Genomic DNA, 19,277 nt, shown 5'->3' with positions numbered 1-19,277 from the left:
CACCGGCGGCCCCGGTCGACCCGATGGGGCCCGCCCATGACCGCGAGCAGCACCCGGCCCGGCCCCGCGCCGCGCGCCCCCCGCACCACCCAGGCACACGACCACCCCTCGGCGCACGACCGCACCCAGCCGCACGGCCACGCGTGCGGCCGCGCCCAGGCGCACGACCGCACCCAGCCGCACGGCCACGCGTGCGGCCGCGCCCAGGCGCACGACCACACCGACGCGCCGGGCGCCCCCACTCCCTGCGCCCCCTCGTACCACCGGCTGACCGCGCTCGCCCCGATGCTGGACCTGCACTGCGCCCCGCCCCGGCACGGCGACGGCTGGCTGCCGGTCGACGCGCTCACCACCGACCCGGAGGCGCTGCGCGAACTGGTCGCCCACGACGCCCGGCAGGGCCTGACCCGCTACGGGCGGCCGCTGCGCCCGGACGTGGCGGCCGGTTTCGGACTGCACCGCTTCGTCTGGCCGGTCTCGCTGCTGTTCACCGTGCCGTGGTTCCTGGAGCGGCGCGTCCCGCTGCTCGGCCCCGGCGACGTCTCGGTGCACCGCGCCCCGGCCTCGATGGAGCTGACGGCGCGCCCGGAGGCCTTCGTCTGCCTGCCGGACGACCCGGCGGCCCGCACGGCCGGGGCCCGTACGGTGCCGGACGAGGACGCGCTCGCGGCCGAACTGCGGCGCGCGCTGGGCGAGTTCCTGACCCCGGTGCTGGCCGCCTTCGGACCGCAGGCACGGCGCGGGCCCCGGGTGCTGTGGGCGATGGCCACCGACGCGGTGGTGGAGGGGCTCTGGTACGCGGGCGGGCTGCTCGGGGAGCAGGAGCGGGCGCGCGCCGAACTGTCCGCCCTGCTGGCCCCCGGGGAGCCCGCCGAACCCGGCGAGCCCGCCGGGGCCGGGGCACCTCCCACGCGGTCCTCCCCCGGACCGGCGCGCACGCCCGGCGCGGACCGGGGCCCCGCTCCCGCCCCGGCCCCCTTCACCCCGGGCGCCGGTTTCGCACCCCCGGCGCCCGGGTGCAACGGTGCTTCGGGTACGGACCGGGCCCGGGCCAGCTGTTGCCTCGTCTACACCGTGGAATCGGCGGAAATGTGCAACGGCTGCCCCCGCGTCACGCGACGTTGACGAAAATCCGTACGCCCCGGGATTCGAAAAGCCCGTGATTCCGGGAATGTCCCGCGCCCAATTCATATGACAATGAGATTGGCGACGGGCCAGAAATCCCTCTCCTCAGCGCATTGACGGCGAATCCGCCTTTCCCCCGCCGAGCATCCGTCATGATGGTCCCCGCCGCGCTGCTGAACGCAGTGGGCGGCGCAGGAACGCGACGCAGAAAGCGAGGCTGGTTCCGGCAATGAAATTGTCCGACATACCGCTCGGCTGGGCCGTCACCGGGGTGGTGGGGCTGCTGGTCAGCGCCCTCCTGGTGGCCCTGGCCCGAAGCCGGGGATCCGCCGCCGGCGCGGATTCCTGGGAGCGTTCCGAGGAACGGCGCCGCAACAAGGAATCCCTGTACGGCGCGGCCTCCTACACGCTGCTGTTCTGCTGCGCCGGCGTCGCGGCCGCACTCTCCTTCCACGGCCTGGTCGGCTTCGGCGTGCAGAACCTCGGCCTGTCCGGCGGCTGGGAGTACCTCGTCCCGTTCGGCCTGGACGGCGCCGCGATGTTCTGCTCGGTGCTCGCCGTCCGCGAGGCCAGCCACGGCGACGCGGCGCTCGGCTCCCGCCTGCTGGTCTGGCTCTTCGCCGGTGCCTCGGCCTGGTTCAACTGGGTGCACGCCCCGCGCGGCTTCGGCCACGCCGGCGCCCCGCAGTTCTTCTCCGGCATGTCGCTGTCCGCCGCGATCCTGTTCGACCGCGCGCTCAAGCAGACCCGCCGGGCCGCGCTGCGCGAACAGGGCCTGGTGCCCCGTCCGCTGCCGCAGATCCGCATCGTCCGCTGGCTGCGCGCCCCGCGCGAGACCTACGCGGCCTGGTCGCTGATGCTCCTGGAGGGCGTGCGCAGCCTGGACGAGGCGGTGGACGAGGTCCGCGACGAGAAGCGGGAGCGCGCCATGGAGAAGGAGCGCCGCAAGCTCGCCGGGCGCCGCGAGCGGGCCGAGATCCGGGCGATCAACCGCAGCAGCGGCCACTGGCGCGGACGCGGCGGCGCCGCACGGCAGTTGGAGTCGGCCGCCCCGGAGTCCGCGATAGCCGGCGGGCCCGGGGCGGAACTCCCGGCGGGCGGCCGGGAGGCCGCGGCCGTCGGCTCCGCCGAGGCGGGCGCGCGCGAGGTCGAGGCCGGCACGCGCGGGGCCGAGGCGGCCGCGCGCGGGGTCGAGGCGGCCGGGGGCGCCGTCGTCCAGCCGGGCCTGCCGGCCCGTCCGGAGCGGCGCACCATCGACCTCACCGCCGACGAGGACACCGTCACGCTGCCCCGGCTGGACTCGCTGGAACGCAAACTGAAGGACCTGGAGCAGCAGTTCGGCTGACCCGTCCACGGGCCGGTCAGGCCACGCTCGTCCCGCTGAGCTCGAACCACATCCGCTTGCCGGACCCGCGCGGCTCCACGCCCCAGGCGTCCGCCAGCGCCTCGACCAGCATCAGCCCGCGCCCGGAGGAGGCCTGCTCCCCCGGGGTCCGGCGGGTCGGCCAGAGGTCCGACTCGTCCTCCACCTCGACCCGCAGCCGGGCCCGGCCGCCGTCCGAGACCGTCTCCCGGTAGAGCCGGGCGGTGAACATGGCGTCCCGGTCGGTGTGCCGGATCGCGTTGGTGACCAGCTCGGAGGAGAGCAGTTCGGCGGTGTCGATGAACTCGGCGACGCCCCAGCGGCGCAGCGCGTCGCGCAGCTCGGCGCGCACCTCGGCGACCCTGGCCAGGTCGGCCTGGCCGATCCGGCGGCGCAGCTGCTGGGCGGCCAGGCCGCCCTCGGGGCCGTCCCAGCGCAGCAGCAGGAGCGCTATGTCGTCCTCGCGCTCGCTGGAGTCGGCGGCCTGGGAGGTGATCCGGTCGGCCAGCTCCTCCAGCGGGTCGCGGGCCGCCTCGCCGGCCGTCGGCAGCGGACGGGCCATGGTCCGGGTGAGCCGGTCGATGCCCTCGTCCAGGTCGGTGCCGCGGGCCTCGACCAGGCCGTCGGTGCAGAGCAGCACCGTCTCGCCCGGGTCCAGGCTGAACCTGGTCACCCGGTACTCCTGGTCCGGGTCGATGCCCAGCGGCAGCCCGCCGGCCACCGGCAGCACGGCCGCGGTGCCGTCCGCGCGGCGCACCACCGGGTCCAGATGGCCGGCCCGGACGGCGTAGACCACGCCGTAGTCCACGTTGACCTCGGCGTAGGTGCAGGTCGCGAAGTGGTCGGTGTCCAGGTCGGCGAGGAAGCGGGAGGCGCGGGCCATCACCGCGGCGGGCGGGTGCCCCTCCGCGGCGTAGGCGCGCAGCGCGATCCGCAGCTGGCCCATGATCCCGGCGGCGTGCACGTCGTGGCCCTGGACGTCGCCGATCACCAGGCCGACGTGCCCGCCGGGCAGCGGGACCACGTCGTACCAGTCGCCGCCGATCTGCAGTCCGGAGCCGGCCGCCAGGTAGCGCACCGCGGTGGTCACCCCGGGCACGGACGGGACGGTGCGGGGCAGCATCACCCGTTGGAGGCCGGCCGCCAGCTCGTGCTCGGCGTCGTGCAGCCGGGCCCGGGCCAGCGACTGGGCCACCAGGCCGCCCAGGGTGGACAGCAGGGTGCGCTCGTCCGCGTCCAGCTCGCGCTCGTCGTCGAAGCTGACCACGCAGACGCCGATCGCCCGGCCGCTGGCCACCAGCGGCAGGTACGCCCAGGAGCCGCGGCCGGTGCGGCTGGTCCGCTCCCACGCGTCGGGGTGGCGGTCCCGGAAGTCCTCCCGGCTGGAGATGAAGACCGGGGCGCGGTGCCTGAGCGCCTCGCTGGCCGGGTGCCCGGCGGGCAGCACCGCGCGGTCCCAGACGGCGAGGGCCTGCGAGCGGTAGCCGGAGGCGCCGAGGATCCGGGTCCGGCCGGCTTCGAAGGAGGCCAGCACCAGACCGTCCGGCGGCAGTCCGGGCAGCGGCAGCTCGGTGAACACCCGGGCCACGTCACGCACGGTGACCGCCTCGGAGAGGGCGCGCGCGGCCTCCTTGATGAACCGGGAGCGCTCCTCGCGCAGCTGGGCCATCCGGTCGGCGCGGTCGCGCTTGTGCAGTTCGACGGTGGCGTCCCAGACGAAGCCCACCATCCGGGAGGCCCGGCCGAAGGCGTCCGCGAGCACCCGGCCGCGGAAGCGCACCGCGCGCATCGTGCCGTTCGGCCCGACGGTGCGGTAATAGGCGCCGCACTGGCCCAGCTCGGCCACCGCGCGCTCGACCCGGCGGCGCACCACGGGCGCGTCCTCCGGGTGCAGCAGGGAGAGGAAGGAGGCGGCGGTACGGTCGAACCGTTCCCGCTCGACGCCGTCCAGTCCGATGATCGTGCAGGCCCGCTGGTCGCCCTCCAGGACGTCGCGGCGGATGTCCCAGTCGAAGGAGCCGATGCCGTTGGCGGCCATCGCGGGCTCCAGCCAGTCCGGCATGGAGTCGGCGGAGGAGGGCGGCAGGCCGCCGGACAGCACGGGCGCCAGCCGCCCGGAGGCGAGCACCGGGGGCGTGCGGACGGAGTTACGGCGGGTGGCCTGCGCGGGCGGGCGGGGCGCGGGCGGCTGGGGAGCGGGCGGGTGCGGCTCCACGGCGGGCAGGGGTCGTTCCACGGCGGGCGCGCCGGGAGGAAACGCCGGCCCCGGCGACTCGGGCTCAGTGGGCATGCTGCTCCTGCCGCTGCCGTGGCGGACCGCGCCGACCGTCCGGACGGGCCGCGTGGCGGTGTGATGGGTCGTGCTGGATCGGGCGGTGTCGACGGGCGGTGGTCAGTCGAGGTTCGGTCTCCCCGCTGCTTCCCGCACGTGGACACACATTCCCACCATCCTGTCCAATGTTCGGCCGAGCGGCAATGGCAACGGGCCGGAAATCTTGCACTCAGCCTTGTGTTCAGGGCTTGCTTCGAGAACGGATCAATCGGGGGCGAACAATCGTACAGGTGTCGCGTCCGGATTCGCCGACCGGCCGCGGCGGGCCCGGCGGACCGCGGGTGACGGCCGCGGGTGACGGCCGCGGGCTACGGCCGTCGGTTACGGCAGCGGGCTTCGGCCTCGGGCTACGGCATCGCGGGTTACGGCATCGCGAGCTCGAACCAGGTGACCTTGCCGTCGCCGCGCAGCTGCACGCCCCAGGAGTCCGCCAGCGCCTCCACCAGCAGCAGCCCGCGCCCCGACGTCGCGTACTCGGCCTCCGGATCGCGCCGCCGCCCGGGCAGCCGGCTCGCGCCGTCCTGCACCTCGACCCGCAGCCGGCTGTCCGTGTCCAGCACCGCGTCGAAGACCGCGCCCTTGCCGGTGTGCTGCAACGCGTTGGTGACCAGCTCGGAGGAGAGCAGCTCGGCGGTGTCGGACAGCTCCGGCACCCCCCAGTGGCTCAGCGCCGTGCGCAGCCGGTGCCGCACCGCGCCCACCGCGACCAGGTCGGCCGGTTCGAGCGTCAGGTGCAGCCGGCGGTGCAGCGCGCACCCCGGGGCCGACGCACCCGGTAGGGCCGTTCCGGCGCCGACGACCGGGCCCTGGGCCGGCCCGGACCGGTAGGCGTCGCCCGAACTCGTCCGCTGCCGCGGGAATCGCGACTGACCGTCCATCAACAGATGCCCCCGCCCTCAAATCCGGGCCCCCGCCTCCGGATCCCCCGCCGGCCGGGTGGCCCCCTCGTACTGAACCACCATCCTCATGCCCAGTTGACGGCGTTTGCAACAGTGTGCGTCCGATCACGTGGGGTGAAAGGGGCACGGGGAGGTTCACGTGATCCAACTGCCCGCGCCGGACAGGTTTGCGAAGCGCAGAGGGTGTTTTCGAGACCGCCCCCACCCGATCCCGCGCACACCCGGCGCCCGTACGGACCGTGCGCGGGGCCGCGCGCCCCCACCCTCGCGACCGCCGCGCGCCGCCCGCTGGGGGGTCGGGACAGCCGACCACTCACCCCCGTCGCCCGCCCGGGAAGCCGAAGGCCCCGGGAGCGGCAACGCTGGACATGGAGCCCCGGTGCAGGTTCAATGAGCCGAGATGTTTGAACGTCGTTCTAACATCATCCGGAAGCCCAGGGCCCCGAACCCACCCCTCCCCGGCGACCGCGAGCGAGGAACCGTGCGACTGACCCCCACCGAGCGGGACCGGCTGCTGATCTTCACAGCAGCCGAACTGGCCCGCGCCCGCCGCGCCCGGGGCGTGCGCCTCAACGTCCCCGAGGCGACCGCCCTGATCGCGGACACCGTCTGCGAAGCCGCCCGCGACGGCCGGCGCCTCGCCGAGGCCATCGAGGCCGGCCGCTCCGTCCTCACCGCCGCCGACGTGCTGCCCGGCGTGCCCGACGTGGTCACCGTCGTCCAGGTCGAGGCCGTCTTCGAGGACGGCACCCGGCTCGCCGTCGTCAACGACCCCTTCAAGGGCGCCGGCTCGCTCGGCGACGAGGCCCCCGGCGGCGCGCTGATCGGCGCCGGCGCCGGCTACGACCCGGTCGAGGAGACCCTGCTCATCCCCGTCCACAACACCTCCCGGGTCCCCATCTCGGTCACCTCCCACTTCCACTTCTTCGAGGCCAACCCGCGCCTGGCCTTCGACCGCGCCGCCGCCTACGGCACCCACCTGGCCGTCCCGGCCGGCTCCTCGGTGCGCTTCGACCCCGGCGCCACCGTCGAGGTCGGCCTCGTCCCGATCGGCGGCGCACGCGTCGCGATCGGCTTCGCCGGACTCGTCGACGGCCCCCTGGACGCCCCCGGCGCCAAGGACGCCGCCCTCGCCAAGGCCCGCGCCACCGGCTACCTGACCGAGTTCGACGACCAGGAGGTGCCCTCGTGAGTTCCATCTCCGCCCACGACTACATCTCCGTGCACGGCCCCCGGGCCGGCGACCGGATCCGGCTCGGCGACAGCGGACTGATCGTCCGCGTCGAATCCGACTCCCAGGCCCCCGGCGACGAATTCCTGGCCGGCTTCGGCAAGACCGCCCGCGACGGCCTCCACCTCAAGCCCGCCGCCGTCCGCGACACCTGCGACGTGGTGATCAGCAACGTGCTGGTGATCGACGCCGTCCAGGGCATCCGCAAGACGTCCATCGGCCTGATCGGCGGCCGGATCGCCTCGATCGGACGGGCCGGCAACCCGGACACCCTGGACGGCGTCGACGTGGTCGTCGGCACCGGCACCACCATCGTCTCCGGCGAAGGCCTGATCGCCACCGCCGGCGCCGTCGACACCCACGTGCACCTGCTCTCGCCGCGGATCATGGAGGCCTCGCTCGCCTCCGGCGTCACCACCGTCATCGGCCAGGAGTTCGGCCCGGTCTGGGGCGTCGGCGTCAACTCGCCCTGGGCGCTGCGCCACGCCTTCAACGCCTTCGACGCCTGGCCCGTCAACATCGGCTTCCTGGGCCGCGGTTCGTCCTCCGACGAGGCCCCGCTGGTGGAGGCGCTGGCGGAGGGCGGCGCCTGCGGCTTCAAGGTGCACGAGGACATGGGCGCGCACACCCGCGCACTGGACACCGCGCTGCGCGTCGCCGAACAGTACGACGTCCAAGTCGCCCTGCACACCGACGGATTGAACGAATGTCTGGCGGTCGAGGACACCCTGCGCGTCCTGGAGGGCCGTACCGTCCACGCCTTCCACATCGAAGGCTGCGGCGGCGGACACGTCCCCAACGTGCTCAAGATGGCCGGCGTGCCGAACGTCATCGGCTCCTCCACCAACCCCACCCTGCCCTTCGGCCGGGACGCCCTCGGCGAACACTTCGGCATGATCGTCTCCGCGCACGACCTCAAGACCGACCTGCCCGGCGACGCCGCCATGGCCCGCGACCGCATCCGGGCCGGCACCATGGGCGCCGAGGACGTACTGCACGACCTCGGCGTCATCGGCATCACCTCCTCCGACGCCCAGGGCATGGGCCGGGCCGGCGAGACGGTGCGCCGCACCTTCGCCATGGCCGGCAAGATGAAGGCCGAACGCGGCCCGCTGGACGGCAACGGCTCGTACGGGACCACCGAGAGCGGCGACGACAACGAGCGTGTGCTGCGCTACATCGCCAAGCTCACCATCAACCCCGCCATCGCCCACGGACTCGCCCACGAGGTCGGCTCGATCGAGATCGGCAAGCTCGCCGACATCGTGCTCTGGCGCCCCGACCACTTCGGCGCCAAGCCGCAGCTCGTCCTCAAGGCCGGCTTCCCCGCGTACGGCGTCACCGGCGACCCCAACGCCTCCACCGACCGCTGCGAACCCCTCGTCCTGGGGCCCCAGTTCGGCGCCCACGGCGCCACCGCCGCCGACCTCTCGGTCGCCTTCGTCGCCCAGGCGGCCGCCGACGCGGCCCACCCCGACCGACCCGCCGACGGACTCCCCACCCGCCGACGCCGGGTCGGCGTCCGCGGCACCCGCGGCATCGGGCCGCGCGACCTGGTGCGCAACGCCCGCACCGGCCACGTCGACGTCACCGAAACCGGACTGGTCTCGCTCGACGGCGCACCCCTGCGCTCCGAACCCGCGGACAGCGTCTCGCTCAGCCGCCTCTACTTCCTCTGACTCCCCTGCCCCGCCCTTTCCCCCTCCTTTTCTCTTCCCCCCTCTTCCTCAAGGATCCGATGATGACCACCCCCACGCCCGCCTCCCTCGGCTACCGGATGCCCGCCGAGTGGCACCCCCACGAGCGCACCTGGATGGCCTTCCCCACCACCAACCCCACCTTCGAGACCCCCGAGCAGCTGCACGCCGGCCGCCAGGCCTGGGCCGCCGTCGCCGACACCATCGTCCGGTACGAGCCGGTCACGCTGATCGTCAACACCGGTGAGACCGCCGACGCCCGCCGGTACGTCTCCGAGGCCGTCGAGATCGTCGAACGCCCGCTCGACGACGCCTGGATGCGCGACATCGGCCCCTCGTTCGTGATCGACGGCAAGGGCTCACTGGCCGCCACCGACTGGATCTTCAACGGCTGGGGCGCCCAGTCCTGGGCCCGTTGGGACAAGGACCAGCACGTCGCCGAACACATCAGCGAACTGACCGGCGTCCAGCGCTTCGCCTCCCGGCTGATCAACGAAGGCGGCGGCATCCACGTCGACGGCGAGGGCACCGTCCTCGTCACCGAGACCGTCCAGCTCGGCGAGGGCCGCAACGCCGACTGGACCAAGGAGGACGTCGAGGCCGAACTGCACGCCCACCTCGGCACCACCAAGGCCATCTGGCTGCCCCGCGGACTCACCCGCGACTACGACGAGTTCGGCACCCGCGGCCACATCGACATCGTCGCCTCCTTCGTCCGCCCCGGCGTCGTGGTCGCCCACGTCCAGCCCGACCCGGCCCACCCCGACCACGAGGTCTGCCAGGAGCTCGTCGCCGTGCTGCGCGCCGCCACCGACGCGCAGGGCCGACAGCTGGAGGTCATCGAACTGCCCGCCCCCACCGTGCTGTTCGACGAGGACGGCGAGCCGGTCGACTACTCCTACATCAACCACTACGTGGCCAACGGCGCCGTCGTCCTGTGCGCCTTCGACGACCCGCGCGACCAGGAGGCCGCCGACATCCTCGCCAAGGCCTACCCCGGCCGCACCGTCGAACTCGTCGACGCCCGCGAGATCTTCGCCAACGGGGGCGGCATCCACTGCATCACCCAGCAGCAGCCCAAGGCCTGACGCCGGGGGTGCCGGAGCGGGGGCGACTCCCCCGCTCCGGTACCGTTCGGACCTCCACCACCACCCGTCCCGCCTGTCAGGAAGCAGCCCCCCATGGCCGACCCCCGCCCGCGCCGCCCTGCGCGCCCCCGCGAGGAGGTCTACGCCACCGCCCGGGCCGCGATCGCCGAACACGGACTCGCCAAACTCACCATGGCCGGGCTCGGCAAACAGCTCCAGATGAGCGCCGGACACCTGCTCTACTACTTCGGCAGCAAGGACCAGCTGCTGCTCGAAACCCTCCGCTGGAGCGAGGACCAGCTGGGGGCCCGCCGCCGCGAAGCCCTCGCCGACCCGGCCCTCGACCCCTGGCAGCGCCTCGACGCCTACCTGCGGCTCTACCTGGCCGAAGGCCCCGGCGACCCGCGCTGGATCCTCTGGGTCGAAGTCTGGGGCCGCTCCCCCGCCAGCGCCGAACTCCGCCAGGGGCAGCAGGAGATCGAGGCCCCCTGGCAGGCCGACCTGGTCGCCCTCATCGAGCAGGGCACCAGCACCGGCCACTTCACCCCCGGGCCGGCCGCCGACCGCGCCGGCCAACTCCGCGCCCTCCTCGACGGCCTGGCCGTCCCCATCGCCATCGGCCTCCCCGGCGCCCACCACCCCGCCGCCCTCACCCAGGCCACCGCCGTCGCCACCATCCTGCTCCGCGCCTGACACAGCCAGCCCGCCTGCCACTGCGGCCCACCGGCCTCCCTGCACCGGAAGTCGGCCGGGCCGACTTCCGGTGCAGCACTCGCCGGCCCGCCCGGGCACCCCGCACGGCGCGCGCCCCTTCGGGAAAATATGTAGACCGATCTACTGGTTGGGCGGCCTGCCAAGCCCCCCGTTCCCGCGCAGCACACGCCGCGTGAATCTGCAGATCGGTCTACTGATTCACTGACCTCTCGGCCCCGCCGCCATCCCGCCCGCGGCAAAAGTCGACCCCGCCGACTTCCCATGCAGCACGCCCAGGAATAGACCGACCGGTCTGTAGATTTTTGCCGGCCGCGCTCGCCGCTCCTGCACCGGAAGTCGGCCCAGCCGACTTCTGGTGCCCAGAGCGCCAGGGCCGGGACGAACTGAGCCGCGGCCATCGGCACGACGCTCGCCCGTCGACCCCTCGACCCCTTGGCCCCTTGGCCCCTCGACCCCTCGGCCCCTCGGCCTCTGCCCGACCTGATGTGAGAGGGCTGCGGCATCCGATGCACCGGGGACTACGGAAGTGGTTTGGGGTGGGGGTGAGTCGGCAAATGGCTCGGCTAGCCTGAGGGCGCCTGCGGCCAGGCTGCGGGAACTCTTTGCTACTCGTCTGGGGGACAACCATGTCGGATCCTGCGTCGGTTTCTGCTCGTTGGACGCGCTTGCCCGAGGGGCCAGACGTCTATGTGGCCACGCCACTGGCGCGGGAGCCTCGGGCGACCGTGGTCGTTGGCATGGAACTGTTCGGTGTTACACCCTGGGTGGAGAGGGTGTGCGAGCGGCTGGCAGCAGCCGGTTACTTGGCGATCGCCCCGGACTTCTACTGGCGTCAGTCACGCCGGGCCGAACTCGGCTACGACGATGCCGGGCGCAAGGAGGGTTTCCGGCTGCTCGGTCATCTGACACGCGAGGGTGTCGCGGACGATACCGAAGCGTCCCTCGCGGCTGGTGCGGAATTGGGTGCCGGGGCTGGCCGCGCGTTCGTCGGGTTCTCCCTTGGTGGTCACCTCGGTGTCCTCGCGGCCACGCGTCTGCCGCTGGACGTGGTCGTCAGCTGCTACGGCGGCTGGACCCTGGACGGCGGGATTCCGCTGGCCGAGCCGCAACCGCCTCTGACTCCCCAGGGCGCGGCATCGGTGGCCGCACACGGCACGATGCTGCTCGGTCTCGTGGGTGGACAGGACTTCCTGATCTCCATGGTCGAGTGGCAGCGTATGGGGCAGCGTCTTGAGCAGGCCGGCGTGCGTCATGAGCTGATCGACTATCCGGATGCCCAGCATGGCTTTCTGTGTGAGGACCGTCCCGAGAGCTACGACGCGGACGCGTCCGGCGACGCCTGGAAGCGCATCCTCAAGGCCCTGGCCCAGCTGCCTCACCAGGGCTGATCGTCCGGCGGTGATCACTCTGGCCATCGGCTTCTGCCCTTGTTCGACGGCCAGGTGCGGCTTGGTGGTCAGACCGCCGCGCGAACGGCCCAGACCGTGGTCGTCAGGCTCGATGCCGACCAGGCGGTTCCTGCCCCAGGTGATGAGCCCCTTGTCATCGGCCTGGGCCTGCGGTGCGGCGAAGATCCGCTGCCACGTGGAACCTTATGCCGTCGATCAACTGCCGCCTGGTCCATATGAGCGGCCGCCCCGGCTTCGTACCCTTGGGCAACAACGGTTCCAGCCGGGCCCACTGCGTATCCGTCAGATCTCCACGCGCTACGAAGCAAGATCATCTCACCTTGAGATCCGCTTCCGAAGCGCGCCCCAGCACGGAGCTGGTTGAGCCAGAAGTCGACTGGGTCGACTTCTGGTGCACGGGCGCTGGTCTCTCAGCCCGGCTGCCCGCCGAGAAAGTCATGCCCCCACTGGGCAGCGGGCTCCGTAGGGGGCTGCACTGGAAGTCGGGTGGGCCGACTTTTGGTGCGTCGGGGTTGGTCATTCGGTCCAGATGGCGGCGGCGGTGCGGTCGTCGGCGTAGCCCTTGGCGCGGACCTGGACCTGGCGGAGGAAGTCGACGGTGCCCGGGGGGTGGGGGTGGGCCCAGTGGGAGGAGAGGAAGTGGGCGACGGCCGGTTCGTCGGCGATCGGGCGGGACAGGCCCGGGGTGCAGAGGAGCAGGGTGTCGCCCGGGGTGGCGGGGACGAGGCGGAAGCGGAACGGGCGCGGGTCCGGCTCGGGGGCCTCCGGGACGGGCGGCTGACCGTCCGGGTGGTGGAGCAGCCGGGCCGCGTAGGCGTCGATCCAGTGGCCCGAACGCAGCAGGTAGAGCCCACCGGGACCGACGCCGAAGGCGGCGCGGTAGCCGGCCGCCGGGTCGAGCGACACCAGCAGGCAGTGCAGCGAGGCCGGGGACGGGCTGTCGTCCCCCTCCGCCCGGGGGGCGAGGGCCCGCAGTGGGGCGGCCGCGCCGGTGGCCAGGCGCTGGAGGCCGTAGCGAAGCCGGTCTCGGGCACCGTCGCGCAGGTCGGCGGCGAGGCCGGCCCGGCTGCGCCCGATGGCGGCGGCGAGCTGGCGGCAGGCCTCGCCCGCCCCGGCGGCGACGGCCTGCGGGGTGAGTGACTCGTCCTCGGCGCCGCCGGTGCGCTCGTAGCCGGCGAGGACGGCGACCAGCAGCCCGTCGGGCCCGTCGCCGAACCTGGTGACCAGCAGGCCGTCCCGGCGCGGCTCGCCGCGGTAGCGGGCGGAGTCGCCGCGGACGGAGACCGCGCGCAGCACGGTCGTCCCGTACTGGGCGCCTTCGAGCGCGGTGTCCGGCACGACGGAGTCGAGGGTGTCGGGGTCGGCCTCCGGTACGGCGGTCGGCTCGGGGCCGTAGGTCGGGGGGCGTTCGCCGACGTGGGGGACGGTGGGAGGGGTCTCGGCGAGCGGGGTGCGGATGGCGAGGCGCGGGTCGGGGACGGGGGCGGGGACGGGGGCCACGGGTTCGGGTTCGGGGGCGGGGTCGGGCTGCGGCGCGTGGGCGGGTTCGGGCTCGGGGGTTGGGGCGGGGGCGGGGGCGGGTTCGGGGGCGGGCTTTTCCAGGGAGACCGGGGTGGGCGGTTCCTCGGGCTCGGGCTCGGGCTCGGGCTCCAGCTCGAGCTCCGGCTCGGGTTCCGCCGCGCGGGGCTCGTCGGCCGCGGAGGAGGGCTCGTGGGGCTGCTCGGTCTCGGTCGAGCTGCGCTGGCGCCCGATGCCGCCGGCGCCCTCGATGACGCCGAGCGCGTCGTCGAACCAGTCGTCGATGCTGTCCCGTTCGGCCGCGGGCTCCTCCACGGCTGCTGCCCCGGGTTCCGCCTCCGGTGGTGCGGTGCGCTGCGGCCCGATCAGTCCGGCCGCCGTGTCGAACCAGTCGTCGACGCTGCCGGCGCCCGGGTCGGCGTGCGGGGTGTCGGGGAGGGTGCCCGCCGGACCGTCGTAGACGGTGTCCCACCAGCCGTCGTCGGGCCGGGGCGGCTGTGCGGGTGCACCCTGCTTGCTCATCTGGCGGCTCCTGGTCGGTCCGTGGTCGCGCCGCCCCCGGCGGGGCCGGACTGGCGTCATTGTCTCCAAGTGCAACGACCGTGTCCGGGTTTCGGCGACAACCGGTCACCGATCGGATCTTCCCGGCCACCGCGCTCACCTGCCGGTTCGTGACCGTCCGGGCGGCCGGGCGGGGCGGGTGTCACCGACTCGTTCGCTCCCGTTCCGTCCCTGCTTGCCGGTTGTGCCCCGAGCAGGGCGTTTCCTGGACATTGCGGGGTGTTGGGGGTCGAAAATGAGGGCCGAGGAGGGGCACCGCTTCACCCGTTCGGCTGATTAAATGTGCGCATGACCGCGTCGGCCCCGAGCTCACCCCGACCGGGGAGGGCCGCACCGACGGGCCGCCCGGCGGGTGTGCTGTTGGTCCTGTTGCTGGTCGCGCTGTTGTCCGCGCTGCCGTGTTCGGGCCTGGCGAAGGCGGACGCCCCCGTCCGCTCCGGCCCGGCCCCGGTGAGCGCCGTGTCGCTGGTGAGCGCGGCGGACGCCGTCGCACCGGCGCCGCACGGCCGCGACGCCGTCCGGGCGTCCGACCACCAACGGTTCGGGGAGCCGCAGGAGCACTGGATCCTGTGCACCGCCGACGGCCAGCCGCCGCGCAACAACGGCTGCTCCAGCCACCCGTTCTGCCCGCAGGACGCCCAGTTGCCGAACCCGCCGCCGCATCCGCAGCCCGCCGTGCTGCCGTTGGCGGTGCCGACGCCCGAGGCGCTGCCCCGGGCGGTGCCCGCGGGTCTGCTGGACGGTCCGCGTCCCGCGCCGGATCTGCACGAACTCCAGGTCCACCGGTCCTGAGCGGAACCCACCGCCGACGCTCCCGCCGGCGGGTCCGCCCCTCCCCCACTACAGCCGACCGCCGCCACAGCCGTGCGCGGCGGGGACAAGGACGACCATCATGGGTTCCGCCTCCAAGCAGTCCAACAAGCCCGGTGCCAAGGGCAACGCCGACCGCCGCACCCGGATCGCCGAGCTGCGCGCCGCCGAGCAGCGGCGCGACCGCCGTAACAAGGTGATCGCCTCGGTGGCCGCCGGTGTGCTGGTGATCGGTGCGATCGGCACCGCCACCTGGTTCGTCATGGACCAGAACCAGAAGAAGAAGGACCGCGTGGCCGCCGCCAACGCGGACATCCCCGGCGTGAAGACCTTCGGCGACCTGAGCCGCAACCACGTCAAGGACAAGGTCAACTACCCGATGACCCCGCCGGTCGGCGGCGACCACAACGCGGTCTGGCTGGACTGCATGGGCCACGTCTACGACCAGCCGGTCGAGAACGAGCGCGCCGTCCACTCGCTGGAGCACGGCGCGGTCTGGGTGACGTACAACGGCAAGGCCACCCCGGACGACATCAAGACCCTGTCCGACAAGGTCAAGAACACCCCGTACTCGCTGATGAGCCCGTACCCGGACGAGCAGGGCACCATCACCCTGAACGCCTGGAGCACCCAGCTGGTCGTGGACAGCGCCAGCGACCCGCGGGTCAGCCAGTTCTTCACCAAGTACGTCCAGGGCAAGCAGACCCAGGAGCCCGGTGCCTCCTGCACGATGGGGCAGATGTGACCGCCGAGGGGGCCCGCCCCGAGGACGTCCCGGGGGCGGGGGCCGAACCGGCCGGAACTGCGAACGCGAACGGGGCCGCGGCCGGGGCGGCGGAGACGGCCGCCCGTCCGGGCCGTCGGCGGATGTGGTGGCCGGCCGCGCTGGCCGCCGCGGTGGCGCTGGCGCTCGGGGTGCCGGCCCTGGTGGCGGGTTCGACCACGGCCTCCGGCTCCTCCTCGGTGGCCGTCCCGGCCGACGACTCGCCCGAGGCCGGGTTCGCCCGCGACATGGCGACCCACCACCAGCAGGCGGTCGACCTGTCGTTCATCGTCCGGGACCGCACCAGCGACGAACCGACCCGCACCCTGGCCTTCGACATCATCAACACCCAGGCCAACCAGCGCGGGATGATGATGGGCTGGATCGACCAGTGGGGGCTGTCGCAGCACTCGCCGGCCAAGCCGATGGCGTGGATGGGCCACGACTACCAGGCCCACGACGGTTCGCTGATGCCCGGCATGGCCACCAACACCCAGATGGCGAAGCTGCGTTCGCTCAGCGGGCGGGACGCCGAGGTGTACTACCTGCAGCTGATGATCGAGCACCACAAGGGCGGCGTCGAGATGGCCCAGGGGTACGTCGACATGGCGAAGAACGACGTCGAGAAGCGGCTCGCCCAGTCGATGGTGGTCGCCCAGACCTCCGAGGTGGAGCTGATGACCGGCATGCTCAAGGAGCGCGGCGCCGCCCCCGGCGTTCCCGCGTCCTGACACCTGCTGTTCCGCTGTTCCCGCTGTTCCTGCTGTTCCTGCTGTTCCCCCGTTGTCACGTTCCCCCCGTTCTCCCGGACGGCCGGGGCGCGCGGGCGGTCCCGTACCGACCCGCACCGCGCCCCGGCCGTCCGCCGTTCCACAACACCTGGAGATCCCGGATGACCCCTCAAGCGCCCTGGCTGATCGTCGGGCTGGGCAACCCCGGCCCCTGGTTCCGGACGACCCGGCACAACGCCGGCTTCCTGGCCGTGGACCGGCTGGCCGAACGGCACGGCGCCCGGTTCCGGCGGCGCGGGATCGGCGGCACGGTCGCGGAGATCGAGCTGGACGGGCGGCGGGTGCTGCTGGCCAAGCCGCAGTGGTTCATCAACCTGTCCGGCCGTCCGGTGTCCGGACTGATGCGCCGCTACGGGGTGCCGGTGGAGCACCTGGTGATCGTCCAGGACGACCTGGACTTCGCTTACGGCTCCGGCAAGTTGAAGCGCGGCGGCGGGCCGGGCGGGCACAACGGGGTCCGTTCGGTGGGCGACGTGCTCGGCACCCGGGAGTTCATCCGGCTGCGCTTCGGCATCGGCCGCCCGCCGAAGGGGCAGAGCGTCGGCGACTACGTGCTCAAGAGGTTTACGGACGAGGAACTGGCCGCGATGCCGGGGGTGTTGGAGCGCTGCGCGGACGCCCTGGAGACGCTGGTGCGGCTCGGCCTGAGCCGGGCCCAGGACGCCCTGAACGTCAGCGCGCCCTGAGGCCCTTCGGGCCGCCGCCGAGGCCCGTACGGTCGGGGCCTGATCGATCGGGGCCCGTCCGGTCGGGGCCGTTCCGGCGCCCGGTCGGGCGGCTCAGGGCGATGGCCGCCACCGCGACCGCCGCGAGGGCGACCAGCACCGTCCGCCCACCGGACGCCGCGCCCGCCAGGTGGACACCGAGGACGGACAGCGCCATGCCGAGCGCCGTACCGAGGCTGCGCGCCATGTTCACCATGCCGCCGCCGACGGCCGAGCACTCCGCCGGGACCGCCCGCATCACCAGGGCGTTGTTGGCCGGCAACAGCAGCCCCAGCCCGTACCCGGCGACCAGCAGCGGGACCGCCACCGCCGCGCCCGAGACCGGCAGCACGGCGAACAGCAGCAGTCCGGCGGCGGCGAGGCCGGCCCCGAAGCGGCACCGGGCGACGTCCGACCAGCCCCGGGGCAGCAGCCCGCCGCCGACCGTCGCGGCGACCGCGAACGCGGCGGGCAGCAGGGTGACCACCAGGCCCGCGGCCGCCGTCGAGACGCCCGCGCCGGTGAGCAGCACCGGGCCCAGCACGAGCGGGCAGAACAGCAGCAGGTAGCCGATCAGCGCGACCGTCAGCCCGGACCGCACGCCCGGGGTGTTGACCAGCCCGGGTGCCAGGACCGGCCGGGCCGCCCGCCGCTCCTGGCGCACCAGTGCCAGGGTGAGCAGGGCGGCGGCGGCCAGCAGGACGGCGACGGCCCAACCGGGCAGCGGCAGGCCGGAGGCGGTGGAGAGGGCGAGCAGCAGCGAGGTGGTCGCCCCGGTGAGCAGCAGCATCCCGGGCAGGTCGAAGCGGGGCTCGGAGCGCGTGTGATGCCCGGGCCCGCCGGGTACAGAGCCGTGGCGTGCGGAGCTGCGGGGTGCGGGGACGGCAGCGGGAACGGTGGTCGGCCCGTCGGCCCCGGCCCGGGCCCCGGTCCGGGCGCGGGTGCGCGTGCGGGTGCGGGGCAGCAGGTACCAGCCGGCCACGATGCCGAACACCGCGATCGGCACGTTGACCCAGAACACCCACTGCCAGGAGGCGTGCTCCACCAGCAGCCCGCCGACCGTCGGCCCCAGCGCCAGCCCGAGCCCCTGGGCGGCGGCCTGGATGCCGAGCGCGCGCCGCATCGCGTGCTCGGGGACGCCGCGGGCGACCAGGGCGACGCTGTTGGCCTGCATCATCGCGGCGCCGGCGGCCTGTACGGCGCGGCAGCCGACCAGGATCCAGAGGCTGCCGGCGAGTCCGGCGCCGAGGGAGGAGAGGCCGAAGACGGCGAAGCCGCCGATGTACATGGTCTTGCGGCCGACCAGGTCGGACAGCCAGCCGATCGGGGCCAGCAGGGCGACCAGGACGAGCAGGTAGGCGAGGGCGACCCATTCGACGGCGGCGAAGCCCGCGCCGAAGTGGCGGCCGAGGGCGGGGAAGACCAGGGCGATGACGCTGGCGTCGAGCTGGCCGAGGAAGGCGCCGAGGCAGACCGTGCCGACGGCCAGCCAGTGGGCGTGGCGCCAGCCGGCTATGCCTCGGGGCCGGGGCCGCTCGGTGAGCAGGCGTGCAGTGAGGGCCGTGGCGTTCATGTCACCAATATATCGGATACAGATATGTTCTTTCTACGAGCTGCTCGCCCTGCGATACGAAACATCTCGCGGTGCGCCCGCCCCGCGTCCGAGGACCGGACGGCGCCCCGGGAACGCCCCGTACCAGGCGATACGCTGTCCGCCATGCCGTCGTCACCACACGTTCCCGACTCCGCCACCGAAAGCCCCGACCCGGCGGTCGAGCACGCCCGGCGGCTGACCGACACCGTCACCCGGCTGCGCCGCGCCCTGCGCAGCAGCATCCGCACCGACTACCCCTGGGAGTCCCTGCCGATGGCGCAGGTCGAACTCCTCCAGACGCTCGCCGCCGCCCCGCTCCGGGTCGGCGAACTCGCCGCCCGCCAGCGGCTCGCCCCCAACACCGTGAGCGGACTGGTCGGCAAGCTCCTGGAAGCCGGGTTCGTCGACCGCCAGGCCGACCCGGGCGACCGGCGCACCGCCCGCATCGCCCTCACCCCCGCCGGACGGCGCCAGCTCGACGACTGGCAGCACGCCCACGAACGCCGCATCGCCACCGCCCTCGGCACCCTCGACCCGGCCGACCGCGCGACCGTCGTCCACGCCTTGCCCGCGCTGGAACGGCTCGCCCGCGCGCTCGCCCAGCCGGGAGCCGGACCCGAAGGGCCCGCCGTCGGCTGAAAACCCCTGGAGCACGGGGTGTCGCGGGCGCTAGCGTCC

General features: G+C 73.8%; 17 protein-coding genes. 12 read left to right on the top strand and 5 right to left on the bottom strand.

Annotation, left to right across the window (positions count from 1 at the left end; all coding sequences use genetic code 11):
* The first annotated feature begins 36 nt into the window (after window positions 1–36).
* On the top strand, window positions 37–1,125 hold the full coding sequence (locus AB0F71_RS18155; protein ID WP_360234829.1) for a (2Fe-2S)-binding protein: 1,089 nt from the start codon (window positions 37–39) through the stop codon (window positions 1,123–1,125).
* 229 nt (window positions 1,126–1,354) lie between these two features.
* Window positions 1,355–2,470, top strand: a complete 1,116-nt coding sequence (locus AB0F71_RS18150) for a DUF2637 domain-containing protein (RefSeq protein ID WP_360234826.1) — start codon at window positions 1,355–1,357, stop codon at window positions 2,468–2,470.
* Between the two features lie 16 nt (window positions 2,471–2,486).
* On the opposite strand, the gene AB0F71_RS18145 is transcribed toward AB0F71_RS18150, so the two are convergent.
* Both AB0F71_RS18145 and AB0F71_RS18140 read right to left on the bottom strand, forming a co-directional pair.
* On the bottom strand, window positions 2,487–4,778 hold the full coding sequence (locus tag AB0F71_RS18145; protein ID WP_360234823.1) for a SpoIIE family protein phosphatase: 2,292 nt from the start codon (window positions 4,776–4,778) through the stop codon (window positions 2,487–2,489).
* 404 nt (window positions 4,779–5,182) lie between these two features.
* Entirely contained in the window at window positions 5,183–5,698 is a 516-nt protein-coding gene (locus tag AB0F71_RS18140; RefSeq protein ID WP_360234820.1) for an ATP-binding protein, read from the bottom strand.
* A 502-nt stretch (window positions 5,699–6,200) separates the two neighbouring features.
* Between AB0F71_RS18140 and ureA the strand changes: the two genes are divergently transcribed.
* The 5 genes from ureA to AB0F71_RS18115 all read left to right on the top strand — a co-directional run bounded on the left by ureA (window position 6,201) and on the right by AB0F71_RS18115 (window position 11,837).
* Window positions 6,201–6,911: an urease subunit gamma gene (ureA, locus tag AB0F71_RS18135; protein WP_360234817.1), complete on the top strand. Its 711-nt coding sequence runs from the start codon at window positions 6,201–6,203 to the stop codon at window positions 6,909–6,911.
* A gap of 5 nt (window positions 6,912–6,916) precedes the next feature.
* The gene (locus AB0F71_RS18130; protein ID WP_360234910.1) at window positions 6,917–8,629 is read left to right on the top strand and encodes an urease subunit alpha; all 1,713 of its coding nucleotides are present in this window, start codon (window positions 6,917–6,919) and stop codon (window positions 8,627–8,629) included.
* A gap of 59 nt (window positions 8,630–8,688) precedes the next feature.
* Entirely contained in the window at window positions 8,689–9,735 is a 1,047-nt protein-coding gene (locus AB0F71_RS18125; protein WP_360234814.1) for an agmatine deiminase family protein, read from the top strand.
* A 93-nt stretch (window positions 9,736–9,828) separates the two neighbouring features.
* Entirely contained in the window at window positions 9,829–10,428 is a 600-nt protein-coding gene (locus AB0F71_RS18120) for a TetR/AcrR family transcriptional regulator (protein ID WP_360234811.1), read from the top strand.
* A gap of 647 nt (window positions 10,429–11,075) precedes the next feature.
* Complete coding sequence (locus AB0F71_RS18115) at window positions 11,076–11,837, top strand: dienelactone hydrolase family protein (RefSeq protein WP_360234808.1); 762 nt, start codon at window positions 11,076–11,078, stop codon at window positions 11,835–11,837.
* 154 nt (window positions 11,838–11,991) lie between these two features.
* Here AB0F71_RS18115 and AB0F71_RS18110 read toward each other — a convergent pair whose 3' ends face one another.
* Both AB0F71_RS18110 and AB0F71_RS18105 read right to left on the bottom strand, forming a co-directional pair.
* Window positions 11,992–12,108 (bottom strand): hypothetical protein, encoded by a 117-nt coding sequence (locus AB0F71_RS18110; RefSeq protein WP_360234805.1) that lies wholly within the window; start codon window positions 12,106–12,108, stop codon window positions 11,992–11,994.
* Between the two features lie 266 nt (window positions 12,109–12,374).
* Window positions 12,375–13,898 (bottom strand): hypothetical protein, encoded by a 1,524-nt coding sequence (locus AB0F71_RS18105; protein ID WP_360234802.1) that lies wholly within the window; start codon window positions 13,896–13,898, stop codon window positions 12,375–12,377.
* 399 nt (window positions 13,899–14,297) lie between these two features.
* On the opposite strand from AB0F71_RS18105, the gene AB0F71_RS18100 reads away from it, so the two are divergent.
* From AB0F71_RS18100 to pth, 4 genes are all read left to right on the top strand, one after another.
* Window positions 14,298–14,729, top strand: coding sequence for a hypothetical protein (locus AB0F71_RS18100; RefSeq protein ID WP_360234799.1), 432 nt, complete (start codon window positions 14,298–14,300; stop codon window positions 14,727–14,729).
* Window positions 14,730–14,829: 100 nt separating this feature from the next.
* Window positions 14,830–15,492 carry a DUF3105 domain-containing protein gene (locus AB0F71_RS18095; RefSeq protein ID WP_360234796.1) on the top strand — a complete coding sequence of 221 codons (663 nt, stop codon included), beginning with the start codon at window positions 14,830–14,832 and terminating at the stop codon, window positions 15,490–15,492.
* A gap of 122 nt (window positions 15,493–15,614) precedes the next feature.
* Complete coding sequence (locus AB0F71_RS18090) at window positions 15,615–16,241, top strand: DUF305 domain-containing protein (RefSeq protein ID WP_360234906.1); 627 nt, start codon at window positions 15,615–15,617, stop codon at window positions 16,239–16,241.
* 161 nt (window positions 16,242–16,402) lie between these two features.
* The gene (gene pth, locus AB0F71_RS18085) at window positions 16,403–16,987 is read left to right on the top strand and encodes an aminoacyl-tRNA hydrolase (RefSeq protein WP_360234793.1); all 585 of its coding nucleotides are present in this window, start codon (window positions 16,403–16,405) and stop codon (window positions 16,985–16,987) included.
* On the opposite strand, the gene AB0F71_RS18080 is transcribed toward pth, so the two are convergent.
* Window positions 16,974–18,578, bottom strand: coding sequence for an MFS transporter (locus AB0F71_RS18080; RefSeq protein WP_360234790.1), 1,605 nt, complete (start codon window positions 18,576–18,578; stop codon window positions 16,974–16,976). The genes pth and AB0F71_RS18080 overlap by 14 nt on opposite strands.
* A 144-nt stretch (window positions 18,579–18,722) precedes the next feature.
* On the opposite strand from AB0F71_RS18080, the gene AB0F71_RS18075 reads away from it, so the two are divergent.
* Window positions 18,723–19,238, top strand: a complete 516-nt coding sequence (locus AB0F71_RS18075; RefSeq protein WP_360234787.1) for a MarR family winged helix-turn-helix transcriptional regulator — start codon at window positions 18,723–18,725, stop codon at window positions 19,236–19,238.
* Window positions 19,239–19,277 lie beyond the last annotated feature (39 nt).

Origin of the sequence: Kitasatospora sp. NPDC028055 (assembly GCF_040637885.1) — a bacterium.
GTDB lineage: Bacteria > Actinomycetota > Actinomycetes > Streptomycetales > Streptomycetaceae > Kitasatospora.
This window is presented reverse-complemented; position numbering and strand designations above follow the sequence as displayed.

Bases quoted from the DNA above. Each gene is read 5' to 3' on its own strand.
- AB0F71_RS18145 (WP_360234823.1), bottom strand. From the start codon at position 4,778: ATGCCCACTGAGCCCGAGTCGCCGGGGCCGGCGTTTCCTCCCGGCGCG.
- AB0F71_RS18120 (WP_360234811.1), top strand. From the start codon at position 9,829: ATGGCCGACCCCCGCCCGCGCCGCCCTGCGCGCCCCCGCGAGGAGGTC.
- AB0F71_RS18080 (WP_360234790.1), bottom strand. From the start codon at position 18,578: ATGAACGCCACGGCCCTCACTGCACGCCTGCTCACCGAGCGGCCCCGG.
- AB0F71_RS18090 (WP_360234906.1), top strand. From the start codon at position 15,615: ATGTGGTGGCCGGCCGCGCTGGCCGCCGCGGTGGCGCTGGCGCTCGGG.
- AB0F71_RS18155 (WP_360234829.1), top strand. From the start codon at position 37: ATGACCGCGAGCAGCACCCGGCCCGGCCCCGCGCCGCGCGCCCCCCGC.
- AB0F71_RS18075 (WP_360234787.1), top strand. From the start codon at position 18,723: ATGCCGTCGTCACCACACGTTCCCGACTCCGCCACCGAAAGCCCCGAC.
- pth (WP_360234793.1), top strand. From the start codon at position 16,403: ATGACCCCTCAAGCGCCCTGGCTGATCGTCGGGCTGGGCAACCCCGGC.
- AB0F71_RS18140 (WP_360234820.1), bottom strand. From the start codon at position 5,698: ATGGACGGTCAGTCGCGATTCCCGCGGCAGCGGACGAGTTCGGGCGAC.
- AB0F71_RS18125 (WP_360234814.1), top strand. From the start codon at position 8,689: ATGATGACCACCCCCACGCCCGCCTCCCTCGGCTACCGGATGCCCGCC.
- AB0F71_RS18115 (WP_360234808.1), top strand. From the start codon at position 11,076: ATGTCGGATCCTGCGTCGGTTTCTGCTCGTTGGACGCGCTTGCCCGAG.
- AB0F71_RS18150 (WP_360234826.1), top strand. From the start codon at position 1,355: ATGAAATTGTCCGACATACCGCTCGGCTGGGCCGTCACCGGGGTGGTG.
- AB0F71_RS18095 (WP_360234796.1), top strand. From the start codon at position 14,830: ATGGGTTCCGCCTCCAAGCAGTCCAACAAGCCCGGTGCCAAGGGCAAC.
- AB0F71_RS18105 (WP_360234802.1), bottom strand. From the start codon at position 13,898: ATGAGCAAGCAGGGTGCACCCGCACAGCCGCCCCGGCCCGACGACGGC.